The organism is Pseudonocardia sp. DSM 110487, from assembly GCF_019468565.1.
Lineage (GTDB): Bacteria > Actinomycetota > Actinomycetes > Mycobacteriales > Pseudonocardiaceae > Pseudonocardia.
Window position 1 is genome coordinate 6,970,540 of sequence record NZ_CP080521.1, and the last position, 13,424, is coordinate 6,983,963.

Annotated in this window: 15 protein-coding genes; 1 reads left to right on the top strand and 14 read right to left on the bottom strand. The window is 72.5% G+C overall.

Annotation, left to right across the window (positions count from 1 at the left end):
* Positions 1 to 22: 22 nt before the first annotated feature.
* The 4 genes from frr to rpsB are packed head-to-tail and all read right to left on the bottom strand — an operon-like array spanning position 23 to position 3,140.
* Entirely contained in the window at positions 23 to 580 is a 558-nt protein-coding gene (frr, locus tag K1T35_RS32600; protein WP_220255606.1) for a ribosome recycling factor, read from the bottom strand.
* Entirely contained in the window at positions 577 to 1,350 is a 774-nt protein-coding gene (gene pyrH / locus K1T35_RS32605; RefSeq protein WP_220255607.1) for a UMP kinase, read from the bottom strand. Before pyrH ends, frr begins: the two co-directional genes overlap by 4 nt.
* A 26-nt stretch (positions 1,351 to 1,376) precedes the next feature.
* Positions 1,377 to 2,192 carry a translation elongation factor Ts gene (tsf, locus tag K1T35_RS32610; RefSeq protein ID WP_220255608.1) on the bottom strand — a complete coding sequence of 272 codons (816 nt, stop codon included), beginning with the start codon at positions 2,190 to 2,192 and terminating at the stop codon, positions 1,377 to 1,379.
* A 42-nt stretch (positions 2,193 to 2,234) separates the two neighbouring features.
* Positions 2,235 to 3,140, bottom strand: a complete 906-nt coding sequence (gene rpsB, locus K1T35_RS32615; RefSeq protein WP_220255609.1) for a 30S ribosomal protein S2 — start codon at positions 3,138 to 3,140, stop codon at positions 2,235 to 2,237.
* 324 nt (positions 3,141 to 3,464) lie between these two features.
* Here rpsB and K1T35_RS32620 point away from each other — a divergent pair, with 324 nt between their 5' ends.
* Positions 3,465 to 4,502, top strand: coding sequence for a M23 family metallopeptidase (locus K1T35_RS32620; RefSeq protein WP_255621004.1), 1,038 nt, complete (start codon positions 3,465 to 3,467; stop codon positions 4,500 to 4,502).
* Here K1T35_RS32620 and K1T35_RS32625 read toward each other — a convergent pair.
* The 10 genes from K1T35_RS32625 to trmD all read right to left on the bottom strand — a co-directional run bounded on the left by K1T35_RS32625 (position 4,420) and on the right by trmD (position 13,359).
* Positions 4,420 to 5,265, bottom strand: coding sequence for a FliA/WhiG family RNA polymerase sigma factor (locus K1T35_RS32625; protein WP_220255610.1), 846 nt, complete (start codon positions 5,263 to 5,265; stop codon positions 4,420 to 4,422). The two genes, K1T35_RS32620 and K1T35_RS32625, sit on opposite strands and share 83 nt — an antisense overlap.
* The gene (locus K1T35_RS32630) at positions 5,240 to 6,145 is read right to left on the bottom strand and encodes a tyrosine recombinase XerC (RefSeq protein WP_220255611.1); all 906 of its coding nucleotides are present in this window, start codon (positions 6,143 to 6,145) and stop codon (positions 5,240 to 5,242) included. The genes K1T35_RS32625 and K1T35_RS32630 overlap by 26 nt, the downstream gene beginning before the upstream one ends.
* A 149-nt stretch (positions 6,146 to 6,294) precedes the next feature.
* Positions 6,295 to 7,425 (bottom strand): DNA-processing protein DprA, encoded by a 1,131-nt coding sequence (dprA, locus tag K1T35_RS32635; RefSeq protein ID WP_220255612.1) that lies wholly within the window; start codon positions 7,423 to 7,425, stop codon positions 6,295 to 6,297.
* Positions 7,422 to 8,927 (bottom strand): YifB family Mg chelatase-like AAA ATPase, encoded by a 1,506-nt coding sequence (locus K1T35_RS32640; protein ID WP_220255613.1) that lies wholly within the window; start codon positions 8,925 to 8,927, stop codon positions 7,422 to 7,424. Before K1T35_RS32640 ends, dprA begins: the two co-directional genes overlap by 4 nt.
* Positions 8,927 to 9,283 carry a YraN family protein gene (locus tag K1T35_RS32645; RefSeq protein WP_220255614.1) on the bottom strand — a complete coding sequence of 119 codons (357 nt, stop codon included), beginning with the start codon at positions 9,281 to 9,283 and terminating at the stop codon, positions 8,927 to 8,929. The genes K1T35_RS32640 and K1T35_RS32645 overlap by 1 nt, the downstream gene beginning before the upstream one ends.
* Positions 9,284 to 9,583: 300 nt before the next feature.
* A complete protein-coding gene (locus tag K1T35_RS32650; RefSeq protein ID WP_147253937.1) occupies positions 9,584 to 9,907 on the bottom strand; it encodes a DUF2469 domain-containing protein in 324 nt (107 codons plus the stop codon).
* Positions 9,904 to 10,728, bottom strand: coding sequence for a ribonuclease HII (locus tag K1T35_RS32655; RefSeq protein ID WP_255622701.1), 825 nt, complete (start codon positions 10,726 to 10,728; stop codon positions 9,904 to 9,906). Before K1T35_RS32655 ends, K1T35_RS32650 begins: the two co-directional genes overlap by 4 nt.
* A gap of 93 nt (positions 10,729 to 10,821) precedes the next feature.
* Entirely contained in the window at positions 10,822 to 11,895 is a 1,074-nt protein-coding gene (gene lepB, locus K1T35_RS32660) for a signal peptidase I (RefSeq protein ID WP_255621005.1), read from the bottom strand.
* Positions 11,896 to 12,117: 222 nt separating this feature from the next.
* Positions 12,118 to 12,477 carry a 50S ribosomal protein L19 gene (gene rplS / locus K1T35_RS32665; RefSeq protein ID WP_220255616.1) on the bottom strand — a complete coding sequence of 120 codons (360 nt, stop codon included), beginning with the start codon at positions 12,475 to 12,477 and terminating at the stop codon, positions 12,118 to 12,120.
* A 129-nt stretch (positions 12,478 to 12,606) separates the two neighbouring features.
* Positions 12,607 to 13,359 (bottom strand): tRNA (guanosine(37)-N1)-methyltransferase TrmD, encoded by a 753-nt coding sequence (gene trmD / locus K1T35_RS32670; RefSeq protein WP_220255617.1) that lies wholly within the window; start codon positions 13,357 to 13,359, stop codon positions 12,607 to 12,609.
* Between the last annotated feature and the right edge of the window lie 65 nt (positions 13,360 to 13,424).

Sequence of the window (13,424 nt, forward strand, 5' to 3'; positions counted from 1 at the left end):
TGTGGGGAGGAGGCGGTCACCGTCAGACTTCGAGCAGCTCGGTTTCCTTGTGCTTGACCAGTTCGTCGACCTGGTGGACGTACTTGTCGGTGGTGCCCTGCAGCTCCTTCTCGGCGCGCCCGACCTCGTCCTCGCCCGCCTCGCCGTCGCGCGCGATGCGGTGCAGCTCCTCCATGGCCTTGCGGCGGATGTTGCGGATCGTGACGCGCGCGTCCTCACCCTTGCCGCGGGCCATCTTCACCATCTCGCGGCGCCGCTCCTCGGACAGCTGGGGGATGACCACCCGGATGATCTGCCCGTCGTTGCCAGGGTTGAGGCCGAGGTCGGAGTTGCGGATGGCGGTCTCGATGGCCTTGAGCTGGCTGGCGTCGTAAGGCTTGATCACCGCCATGCGCGCCTCGGGCACGTTGATCGAGGCGAGCTGGTTGATCGGCGTCATCGATCCGTAGTAGTCGACGAGCACCCGCGAGAACATGTTCGCGTTGGCCCGGCCGGTGCGTACGGAGGCGAGGTCGTCCTTCGCGACGGTGACGGCCTTCTCCATCTTCTCCTCGGCGTCGAAGAGCGTCTCGTCGATCACGGCGTGTCCCTGCCTTCCGCAAACCCCTGGGTGCTGACCAGGGTGCCGATCCTCTCACCCCGCACCGCTCGTGCGATGTTCCCCTCGACGAGCAGGTTGAACACGATGATCGGCATCTTGTTGTCCATGCAGAGGCTGAAGGCTGTGGCATCCGCGACCTTCAGCCCCTGTTCGAGCACCTCGCGGTGGGTGATCTCGTCGTACAGCTTGGCGCCCGGGTCGAGCTTCGGGTCGGCCGTGTAGACGCCGTCGACCCCCTTGGCCAGCAGCACGACCTCGGCCCCGATCTCCAGCGCACGCTGGGCACCAGCGGTGTCGGTGGAGAAGTAGGGCATGCCGACGCCCGCCCCGAAGATCACGACCCGGCCCTTCTCGAGGTGCCGGATCGCGCGGCGCGGGATGTACGCCTCCGCCACCTGGCCCATCGTGATGGCCGTCTGGACGCGGGTTTCGATACCGTGCTCGCGCTCGAGGAAGTCCTGCAGCGCGAGGCAGTTCATGACGGTGCCGAGCATGCCGATGTAGTCGGCACGGGCGCGGTCCATGCCGCGCTGCTGCAGCTCCTCACCGCGGAAGAAGTTGCCGCCGCCGATCACCACCGCCACCTGGGCGCCGGTGGTGACGACCTCGGCGATCTGGCGCGCGACGGTTTCGACCACCCCCGGATCGACCCCGACGGACCCGCCGCCGAACATCTCGCCGCCGAGCTTCAGCAGCACGCGGCGATATCCGGCGCTCGGGCCGTCGGAGTCGTTCCGTGGAGTGGTCATCGCGTCGCCTTCGTCCGTGGGCCGGCTCAGGCCTGGCCGACCTCGAACCGGGCGAACTCGCGGACGGTGACACCTGCCTCGTCGAGCAGCGCCTTCACCGTCTTCTTCGGCTCGTGGACCGACGGCTGCTCCAGCAGCACGACGTCCTTGTAGAAGCCGTTGATGCGGCCCTCGACGATGCGCGGCAGCACCTGCTCGGGCTTGCCCTCCTCGCGGGCGGTGGCCTCGGCGATGCGGCGCTCGTTCTCCAGCACGTCACCCGGGACCTGGTCGCGGGTGGTGTACTGCGGCCGGGCCGCGGCGATGTGCATCGCGACGCTCTTGGCGGCCTCGTCGCCCGCACCCTCGTACGCCACCAGCGCGCCGATGGCCGGCGGCAGGTCCGACGCGCGGCGGTGCAGGTACAGCGCCACCGGGCCGTCGACGTGGATGTAGCGCTTGATCTCGAGCTTCTCGCCGATACGGGCAGAGAGCGCCTGCACGGCGTCGTCGACGGTGCCACCGTCGAGCGGCGCCTTCTTCAGCGCGTCGAGATCGGCCGGCTGCTGGTCCACCGCGACGCGGAGGATCTTGTCGGCGAGCACCTGGAAGTCATCGCTCTTGGCGACGAAGTCGGTCTCGCAGTTCAGCTCGACCATCGTGCCGCCCTCGGCCGCGACCAGCCCGTTGGCCGTCTCGCGGCCGGCGCGCTTGCCCACGTCCTTGGCGCCCTTGATGCGGAGCAGCTCGACGGCCTTGTCGAAGTCGCCCTCGGCCTCCTCGAGCGCCTTCTTGCAGTCCATCATCCCGGAACCGGTCAGATCCCGGAGCTTCTTGACGTCGGCGGCGGTGTAGTTCGCCATGGTGCCTTATTCGTCCGTTTCTCTTCGAAGAGTGTCGGGTCGTCAGCCGGCGGTGGTCTGCTGGGTGCCGTTGCTGGTGGAAGCCGGCGCGACCTCGGCAGCCGGGTTGGGCGCGTCGGCGCTCTGACCAGCGGCGGTGAGGCTGGCGCCGTCGGACCCGGCGCCCTCGGCGAGCAGGGTCTGCTCCCACTCCGGCAACGGCTCGTCGGTCGCGACGCCGGCCTCCGGCTTGTCCTCGCCGTCGCCGCCGCGCGTGCGCTGCGAGCGGGCCATGAGGCCGTCGGCGGCGGCGCGCGCGATCACCTTGGTGAGCAGCGCCGCCGAACGGATGGCGTCGTCGTTGCCCGGGATCGGGAAGTCGACCTCGTCGGGGTCGCAGTTGGTGTCCAGGATGGAGACCACCGGGATGCCCAGCTTGCGGGCCTCACCGACGGCGATGTGCTCCTTCTTGGTGTCCACGATCCACACCGCGCTCGGGACCTTCGACATGTCGCGAATGCCGCCGAGGGTCTTCTCGAGCTTGTCCTTCTCGCGGGTGAGCATGAGGATCTCCTTCTTGGTGCGACCCTCGAAGCCACCCGTCTGCTCCATCGACTCCAGCTCCTTGAGGCGCTGCAGCCGCTTGTGCACGGTCTGGAAGTTCGTGAGCATGCCGCCCAGCCAGCGCTGGTTGACATACGGCATGTTGACCCGGCCCGCCTCGTCGGCGATGGCCTCCTGCGCCTGCTTCTTCGTGCCGACGAACATGATCGTGCCGCCGTGGGCGACGGTCTCGCGGACGAACTCGTAGGCCCGGTCGATGTACGACAGGGTCTGCTGCAGGTCGATGATGTAGATGCCGTTGCGCTCGGTGAGGATGTAGCGCTTCATCTTCGGGTTCCAGCGGCGGGTCTGGTGCCCGAAGTGCACGCCGGAATCCAGCAACTGCTTCATGGTGACGACGGCCATGGCCGGTGTTCACCCTCTCGTCGGGGCGCGACCGCCGGACGGCCACGCGCGCGGTTTCGCGGAGCGCCGGTCGGCGGCACCGCCCTAGCGTGGCGCCGGTGGCCGGACCCGGGAGGTCCCGGGACCGCCCGTCCACCGCTCCCGTTCGATACGGGTGCGCGCACGCGCGAAGTCACCTCGACGACGTCGAGATGCAGGTTGAGTGTACGCCGAGGGCCGAACCGGCCCGACGCCGCATCCCGGAGTTGTCCACCTCGACCCCGAACCATCCACAGCCAAGGTGACTCGCCCCGCGCCGCCCTCGTTCCGCGCCAGGCTGAGCCCGTGGACCGAACGAGGCTGGCAGAGCACACGATCGGCGGCATCGCCCGCCGGTCGCCGTCGCGACGGCCGGCCACGAGGGGCGTCGCGAGATGGGCGCCCCTCGTGCTAGTCGCTCTCGCCGCGGCGGTGCTGCCGCTCCCGGCCGCGGCTCCGGGTGAGCCCGCGGCCGAGACGCGGCGCGACCGGCCGGTCGGCTTCGCCACGCCCGCCCCACCCGGACGGGCCGGGGCCGCTGCACCTGCGCCGCCGCCCGACGATCTCCCGATCCCACCCGACCGACCACCCGTGCGCGCCGAGCCACCTTCCGACGGTCTGCCGGCCCCGCCGGAGCGGCAGGCGCCACCCGCTGCCGCGCCGGCTCCCCCCGGCTGGCCGCCCTTCGCGCCGGCACCGCCTCCGGGCGCCGGCGTCCCCGCGCCAGGGGCGCGGTACGCATGGCCTCTGCTGCCGGCCCCCGTGATCGCCGCCCGCTTCCGGGCGCCGCCGCATCCGTACGGGCGCGGCCACCGTGGCGTCGACCTCGTGGGCGCGGCCGGCCAATCCGTGCTCGCGGCCCGCGCCGGCACCGTCGTGTTCGCCGGGCCGATCGGCGCCCGCAGCGTCGTCTCCGTGGACCACGACGACGGCCTGCGCACCACGTACGAACCGGTGCGGCCCACCGTGCGAGCGGGCGCGGTGGTGCGGGCAGGCGACGTGCTCGGGCTGCTGGAGCCCGGGCACCCGGGCTGCACGGCTGCGGCCTGCCTGCACTGGGGCGTGCGCCGCGGGCTTCAGGAGTACCTGGATCCACTGGTGCTCCTGCGCCCGGCCGAGGTGCGACTGCTGCCGGTGCCGGATCCGTGGCCCGCCGGGATCGTTGCGGCGCGGGGACCGCCGCGTGGAACGCGCGCCGAACGCGATCGTCGCATGCCCCACGGGCCCTGCGAGGACCACGACGAGCGCGCGGAGCCGGCCCTCAGCCCGCCGCGAGCTCCTCCAGCCTGCCGCGCAGGCGGCCTACCAGCCGCGTGTGCAGCTGGCACACCCGCGACTCGGTGACCCCCAGGAGCCTCCCGATCTCGGCGAGCGTGCGGTTCTCCAGGTAGTAGAGGCGCACGACGTCGCGGTCGCGCTCCTCGAGCTGCGCCACCGCGACGGCGAGCTGCCGGAACGTCTCGGCGGCCTGCACCACGGCCATCGGGTCGAGTGCGCCGTCGTCGGCGAGGAGCTCCGACACCCCGCCGCTGCTCTCGTCGAGGGCCTCGACGCTGATCAGCTGCACCTGCCTGCCGAAGGTCCGCACCTCGTGCGTCGGCAGGCCCAGCTCCTCGGCCAGCTCGGCGTCGGTGACCGCTCGCTGGAGCCGGCCCTCCAGCCGCTCCTGCGCACGTTCCAGCTCGCGCACGCGCCCGCGCACGGTCCGGGGCACCCAATCCTGGGCTCGCAGCTCGTCGAGGATCGCGCCACGGATGCGCGCCACCGCGTAGCTCTCGAACCGCGGGCTGCGCTCGGGATCGAAGCGCTCCACCGCGTCGATGAGGCCGAACACGCCGCACTGCACCAGATCGGCCACCTCGACGTAGGACGGCAATGCGCTCCCGAGCCGGTGCGCCACAGCTCGCAGCAGCGGCGTGTAGTGCACGACGAGCTGGTCACGCAGCGCGCGCGTGGGCTCGGCGAGATACGCCGCCCACAACTCCTCAACGGGCGACGCCGAGACCGCGACCGGCAGTACGGGAGCGTGGACCACCGCACCGGACACCGTTCTGAGCTGCGCAGACGGGGCCGGGAGAACGTCATGCCCGCGGATGCGCCTGCTCATGTACCACCTTCAGCCGCTCGACCGTGACCTGCGTATAGAGCTGAGTGGTCGCTAGCTTAGCGTGACCAAGCAACTCCTGTACGTAACGGAGGTCCGCGCCGCCTTGCAACATGTGGGTGGCTGCGGCATGCCGGAGGCCATGCGGCCCAACATCCGGCGCGCCGGGTACGGCCTCGAGGGCCTGGTGGACGACACGTCGCGCGACCCGCGGGTCGAGCCGGCCGCCGCGCGCGCCGAGCAGGAGCGCGGGCGGCGATCCCGGGCGTGTCAGGGCCGGCCGTCCGGCGCTGAGCCAGCGTCGCAGCGCGTCGGAGGCGGGCACCCCGTAGACGACCGTGCGTTCACGGTCGCCCTTGCCGATCACGCGCAGGGCGCGCCGGCCCGGGTCGACGTCGTCGAGGTCGAGCCCGCACAGCTCCGCCACCCGCACCCCGCTGGCGTAGAGCAGCTCCAGCACGAGCAGGTCGCGCAGGGCGATCGGGTGTTCCTCCGCGGCCCCGCTCCCGGCCGCATCGAGCACGGCGCCCGTCTGCTCGACGGTCGGGACCGCGGGCAGGGTTCGCCGCGGCCGCGGTGACGCGAGCCGCGCACCCGGGTCGACGGGCATGCGTGCGGTGCGGTGGGCCCACGCGGTGAAGCTGCGCGCTGCGGCAGCCCGCCGGGCGAGCGTGGCCCGGCCGAGCCCCGCCTCGTGCCCCACCGCCAGCCATCGGCGCAGCCACGCCAGGTCGAGAGCGTCGAGGCCGGCCAGGCCCTCGAGCAGACCGACCAGATCACCGCGGTACGCCCGCACGGTGTGCTCCGAGCGCCCCCGCTCCAACGCGAGGTGCTGTAGGAACGCCTCCAGCGCTGTCGCCGGACCGGGCGCGAGCTCGGGCATCCGCCGACCGTGCGCGTCGCGGGCGGAGCGGTCAAGCTCCCGGCGGCGTGTCGGCGAAGCGCCCCGCGCCACTTCACACACCGGGTGCGCACTTCACACAGGGCGGGCGTTGTGTGAGGTGCCGGCTGGATGTGTGAAGTGCCCACGTCTCATCCCGCCTCCACCACTCGGCGCCGCCAGCGGCCCTCGCAGTGCTCGACGAGCCCGCGCCGTTCGAGGCCCACCAGGGCCACCCGCACGGCGCCGATCGGCATTCCGGATTCCAGCGCGAGCCAGCGGGTGTCGCGGGCACCGCGGGCGGGCAGGGCGTCGTGGACGAGAGCGGCCGGGGCGTCGAGACCGTCGGTAGGCCGACCTCGCTCGGGATCGGGCGGGTCCGCGAGGTGCGCGCCGATCGGCGCCACCGCCTCCAGCACCTCGTCGCTGCGGGTGACCAGCAGCGCGCCGTCGCGGACGAGGCGGTGGCAGCCCACCGACATCGCCGAGGTGACCGGCCCTGGCACCGCCATCACCGCCCGGCCCAGCGACAGCGCGTCGGACGCGGTGCGCTGCGCGCCGCTGCGCAGCCCCGCCTCGACGACGACGGTGCCCACCGCGAGCCCGGCGATCAGCCGGTTGCGCACCAGGAAGCGGTGGCGGCCCGGCACGCCGCCAGGCGGGTACTCACTCACCACGAGACCGCTCGCGGCGATCCGCTCCAGCAGCAGCTCGTGCGACGCCGGGTAGACGCGGTCGACACCACACGCGAGCACCGCCACTGTGGCGCCGTCGACACCGAGCGCGCCGCGGTGTGCGGCCCCGTCGATGCCGATGGCCGCGCCGGAGACGACGGTGCACCCGCGGTCGGCGAGTCCGGACCCGAGCTCGGCGGCGACGTGCGCGCCGTAGCTCGTGGCCGCACGTGCCCCGACCACGGCTACGGCGTGCCCACAGAGCTCGTCGAGCCGGCCGGGGCCACGCACCCACAGCGCCAGCGGCGGGGCGACCTGTGCCGAACCGGCCGCGTCGAACGCGGCGAAGGCCTCGGCAGGCCACTCGGGGTGCTCCGGCACGACCAGCCGGGCGCCGGCGGCGGCCGCGGCGTCGAGGTCGGCGGCAGGCCGGTGCACCTCCCGCCGGGCACCCGTCTCCCGGGCCACCGGCTCGTCGACCCGCCCGTCGAGCACCCGCGCCGCCGCCTCGACCGGCCCGACCTGTGCCACCAGCTCGGCCAGCGCGGGCGCAGGCGGCTCGGCCACCCGGGACAGGTAGGCCCTGGCGAGCAGGATCTGCTCGTTCATGCCGCCCTCCTGTCACGGAAGAAGAGCGCGGTCTCGACCAGGTCCTCGTCGGGCCCGTCGCGCCCGGCGAGGTCGGCAAGGGTCCACGCGACGCGCAGCGCGCGGTCGGCTCCCCGCGCCGTGAGCTGGCCGGAACGCAGGCCGGCGTCGAGCGGACGGACCGCGCTGCGCGGCAGCGCGAACCGGGTGCGCAGCACGGGCCCCGGCACCTCGGCGTTGGTGCGGTACCCCAGCGCGCCCCATCGCTCCGCGGCCGCGCCGCGCGCCGCCAGGACCCGCGCCCGCACCGTGGCGGTGTCCTCGGCGTGCCCGGTGGCAGCGAGCGCGGTGACCGGGAACATTCGGGCTCTCAGGTCGACGCGGTCGAGCAGCGGGCCGGACAGCCGCCCGAGGTAGCGGCGGCGCACGAGGGACGGGCAGACGCAGTCGCGGTCGTGGGCGGGCGCGCATGGGCACGGGTTGGCCGCGAGGACGAGCTGGAACCGAGCCGGGTATTGCACCGTGCCGTCGGCCCGCGCGAGCCGGACCTCCCCCTCTTCGAGAGGGGTGCGGAGCGAGTCGAGCAGGCTCGCTCCCCACTCCGGAGCCTCGTCGAGGAAGAGGACACCGCGGTGGGCCAGCGACACCGCACCCGGCCGCGCGATCCCGGAACCACCGCCCAGTAGCGCTGCCATGGAACTGGAGTGATGGGGCGCGACGAACGGCGGCACCGTGCTCAACACCCCTGCGGCGGGCAACCGCCCGGCCACCGACCGGACGGCCGCGAGCGCGAGCGCCTCCTGCGGTGCGAGCCGTGGAAGCAGGCCGACGAAGCGCTGCGCGAGCATGGTCTTGCCCGTGCCAGGCGGCCCGACCAGCAGGACGTGGTGGCCGCCGGCCGCCGCGATCTCGATGGCGTGCCGTGCGTCGTCCTGCCCGACGACGTCGGCGAGATCCGGTGGTTCGGGAACCACGTCGTCGGCCAGTGGCTCCGGCCGGAGCAGCGTGCAGGCGCCTTGAAGGAAGGACAGGACGTCGGCGAGCCGCGCCGCGCCGTGCACCTCGATGTCCTCGACGAGCGCGGCCTCGGCGAGCACCGCCTCCGGGACGACCGCGCGCCGCATGCCCGCATCGCGCGCCGCGATCAGGCACGGCAGCACGCCCCGCACGGCCCGGAGCCTGCCGTCGAGGGCCAGCTCGCCGAGCAGGACCGTGCCGTCGAGCTCGGACTGCGGCAGCACCTCGCAGGCGCCGAGCACGGCACAGGCGAGCGCAAGGTCGAAGCCGCTGCCCGTCTTGCGCAGCGTGGCGGGCGAGAGCGCGAGCACGATCTTCTCGCCGGGCCACGTGAACCCCGAGTTGACGACCGCCGCGCGCACGCGGTCCTTCGACTCGTGCAGGGATGCGTCGGGCAACCCGAGCAGGTGGAACTTGGGCAGGCCCTTGCCGAGGTCGGCCTCGATCTCCACGACGTGGCCGTCGACGCCGAGGAGGGCCACCGCGTATGCGCGTGCGATCGGCATCAGAACGCCGCCTCGTAGTGCTGGACCGCGACCGGTGCGCCCGGCTCCGCGATCACGGCGACCACGTCGAACCGGACCGGTACCCAGCGGACCCCGTGGGCCTTGAGCCACGCGTTGGTGACCAGGCGGATGCGGGCCACCTTGCGGGCGTCGACGGCCTCTGCCGGCTCGCCGTACCGGGTACTCGAGCGCGTCTTGACCTCGCAGACCACGAGCCGGGCCGAGTCGGTGGCGACCAGGTCGATCTCGCCGTGGCGGCACCGCCAGTTGCGGGACAGGATCACCAGACCCCGCTGCTCGAGGTAGCGAGCCGCGAGATCCTCACCGCGGCGGCCGAGCACGTCCTTCGCTGCCATACCGACAACGATCGGCGAGCCGGATGCATCCGGACAGGCTGATCGGAAATCTGTGGACAGCTGGGGGGCGAGGTGGACAACTCCTCCGAGGAGGAACGTGATTGTCGGTGTGAGCTGTTAGGCCGTGTCTCGTGGATCTTGGCCGATGGGCTTCGAGATCCAGATCGACCCTGGCAAGGCGGAGGCCCGAGCCGTTGTATTGGAATACCCGGTCGGCCCGACAACGCAGCCAGGGACGATCTGGGCTCGAAGAGCGCGGTCAAGATCCGCGAGACACGGCCTAGTGCCCCGAGCCGGAGGCTAACTGCCGAACTGGTTGCCCTCCGGCAACCGCAGGTCGGGCTTCTCGAGCTCCTCGACGTTGACGTCCTTGAACGTCAGCACACGCACGTTCTTGACGAAGCGCGCCGGCCGGTACATGTCCCAGACCCACGCGTCGGACATCCGGACCTCGAAGTAGATCTCCCCGTCGGCGTTGCGCGCGGCGACGTCGACGGAATTGGCCAGGTAGAAGCGCCGCTCCGTCTCCACGACGTAGGAGAACTGGGCCACGATGTCCCGGTACTCCTTGTAGAGCGTGAGCTCCATCTCGGTCTCGTACTTCTCGAGATCCTCGGCGCTCACGGTGCTACCCCTCCTCTGGAACCCTCGGACGTCCCGACGGCCAGCGCCCCATTGTGGACCAGACCCTCCGCCAGGTCCTCCCCCAGCCCCGTCTCGATCGTGTCGTCCATCAAGTCTTCGTCGAACGCGTCCTCGTCCAGCACGGCGGCAGGAGGTCGCACCCCGTCGCGCGCCGCGCGCACGTTCACGAACGAGTACCGGTGCACCCGGCTGGGCCCGTGGGCGAGCATGGCCTCGTCGTGCACGGGCGTGCAATAGCCCTTGTGCTCGGCGAAGCCGTACTGGGGGAACTCGGCGTCCAGCGCGACCATGATCCGGTCTCGGGTGACCTTGGCCAGCACGGACGCCGCCGCCACGCACGCCGCGACCTGGTCACCCTTCGGCACGGCGAGCGCCGGGGTGCCGAACCCGCGCACCGCGAACCCGTCGGTGAGCACGTAGCCGGGCACTGTGGCGAGACCGGCGACGGCCCTGCGCATCCCCTCGACGTTCGCCACGTGCACCCCGCGGCGGTCGACCTCCTCCGGAGGGATGACCACGATGGAGAGGTCCTCCGCCCGGCGCCGGATCAGCGTGTAGTACTCCTCGCGCGCCGCGGCCGTGAGGAGCTTCGAGTCGGTGAGGCCTTCCAGCCGCTTCGCGTCGCCGGGGCGCAGCACGCACGCGGCGACGACGAGCGGGCCGGCGCAGGCGCCCCGCCCCGCCTCGTCGACGCCCGCCACCGGCCCGAGGCCGTGCCGGTGCAGTGTGCTCTGCAGCGTCCAGTTCCCCGCCGAACGCCGGACGACGGCGCGGGCCGGACGCAGCTCGGGCGGCAGCATGGTGCGCACCGGGCGGCGACGCGCCCGCCGCTGGGGTACAGGTCGTGCGGCCATCGAGGAGCAGTCTGCGCCACGCGGTGAACGGCCGTGCGCTCAGGGTCGCCGGTGCGGGAGGAACTCGGGGAACAGCAGTTCACGGGTTCGACGGCGGCGACGGAGCAGCGCGATCGGCAACGTGCCGAGCAAGCCGAGGGCGAGCGGCGCCCCCTCGGCCGCGTCCTGTGCCGCCATCCCGACGGCCGTGGACTGCGGGTTCTGGGCGGTGACCCACCCGAGCCGGTCGAACGGCAGCACGATCATCCTGGCTTGCCCGATCACGTTCTCGACGGGCACCGGGCCGTGGTCGGGCATCCGCGAGTCGGCCGAGTTGTTGCGGCTGTCCCCCATCATCCACAGCTGCCCGACGGGCACGTCGACGGGACCGAAGGACGCCTGCTTGGGCGGCCCGGCCTCGGGCAGGTAGAAGATGTACGGCTCGCTGAGCGACGTGCCGTCGACCATCACCTGGCCGCGCGAATCGCAGCACTGCACGGTCTGGCCGCCGACGGCGATGACCCGCTTGACGAAGTCCTTCTCGTCGGGCGGCGCGAGCCCGATCAAGGAGCCGAAGAGCTGCAGCCCGCGGACCACCGGGTTGCTCGGCTCCTGGATCTCGATCTCGCTGCTCCAGCTGTCCGGTCCCCGGAACACCACGACGTCGCCGGGCGCGGGGTCGCCGAGGCGGTAACTGATCTTGTCGACGAGCACGCGGTCGTTGTTGCAGCCGGTGCAGCCGTGCAGGGTGGTCTCCATCGATCCGGACGGGATGACGTAGACCTTCGCGAGGAACGTCTGGATCAGGAACGTGAGGACGAGCGCCACCACGATCAGGATCGGCAGTTCCTTCCAGAACGTGGGCCGCCTGCGCCTGCCGGGCTTGAGCTTGCGCCCGCTCGCCTCCGCCTGCTCCTTGTACTCCGCCGCGGGCCTGCTGGCGGGGGACGAACCCGCGCGGCGGCGGTGCCGCCCCGGCACCTCGCCCTGAGGCGGCTGGCCGGTGGTGGCGGCGTCCCCGAGGAGGTCGCCGTGGACGACGGTGGGCTCGTCGTCGTCCGGGTCGGGACGGCGTGGCGCCTGACGTGGCGGGACCCGCCCGTCGGGCGGCGCCGGCCGGCGCGCACCGCCCATCGGGACACCGTTCGCCGCGGGGCCGCCGGACCGCCGCCGCCCGTGCGGCATCGACGGCCGCGACGGCGGGAGGTCCGGTCGCTGTCCCGGTGGTACGGGTCCCTGGTTCCGCGGCACCAACGGCTCACCCGGCGGGGAGTACCGCGGTGGTGCGGCCCTCCGGTCGTCGGGGAGCTCAGGGAGGGCCACGCCCACGAGGCTACGGCAACCGCGCCAGAACGGTCAGGACGCGGACGTGGTCTCGCGCTTCTCCTTGATCTTCGCGGCCTTGCCGCGCAGCTCACGGAGGTAGTAGAGCTTCGCCCGGCGGACGTCACCGCGGGTGAAGACCTCGATCTTGTCGATGTTCGGGGAGTGCACCGGGAAGGTGCGCTCGACGCCGACACCGAACGAGACCTTGCGGACGGTGAAGGTCTCACGGGCCCCGGAACCCTGGCGCCGGATGACGACGCCCTGGAAGATCTGGATCCGGGACCGGTTGCCTTCGATGACCTTCACGTGCACCTTGAGCGTGTCGCCCGGCCGGAATGCGGGGATGTCGGACCGCAGCAGCTGTGCGTCCAGTGCGTCCAGGGTGTTCATCGCGAAGATCCGTCCTCGGTGATAGCGGTCGTGCAGGGGCGCGCACCAAGTCAAGTTCGGGGCGCCGGGCAGGCCCGTCGGGCGCGGGCAACCAGTCCATAGTGCCAGACGCGAGATCGCCGGGTGAAATCACCCGTCCCGCAGGCGTGCGAGGAACGCCCGGTCAGCGTCGTCGAGCGCGTCCTCGGGGAGGGCGGCGAGCAGGTCGGGGCGCCGTTCGGCGGTGCGTTCGAGCGCGCGATCGCGCCGCCAGCGGGCGATCTTGGCGTGGTTGCCGCTGCGCAGCACGTCGGGCACGGCCAGCCCTCGCCAGACCTCGGGCCGCGTGTACGCCGGACCCTCCAGGAGGCCGTCGGAGAAGGAGTCCTGCTGCGCCGACGCCGGGTTGCCCAGCACGCCGGGCTGCAGCCGGACCACCGCCTCCACCATCACCAGCACCGCGACTTCGCCGCCGACCAGCACGTAGTCGCCGATGCTCACCTCGTCCACGGCGAGGCCCCCGCGCCGCGCGTCGTCCACGACGCGCTGGTCGATGCCCTCGTAGCGCCCGCAGGCGAAGATCAGCCGTTCCTCTCCCGTCCACGCCTGGGCCGTGGCCTGCGTGAACGGCCTGCCCGCCGGGGTGGGCACGACGATCCGCGCCGGGCGCTCGTCGAGCGCCAGCACCGCGTCGAGGGCCTCCCCCCACACCTGCGGCCGCATCAGCATGCCGGGGCCGCCGCCGTACGGGGAGTCGTCGACGGCCTGGTGGACGTCGTAAGTCCAGTTGCGCAGGTCGTGCACGGCGAGGTCGACCAGGCCGGCGCTGATCGCCCGGCCCAGCAGCGCCTCGCGAAGCGGGGCCAGGTAGGCCGGGAAGATCGTGATGACGTCGATCCGCACGAACGGATGCTGCCAGCAGCGGCCCACCGGATGTCAGCAAGGTGGCTTTACTGGCACAACACGGC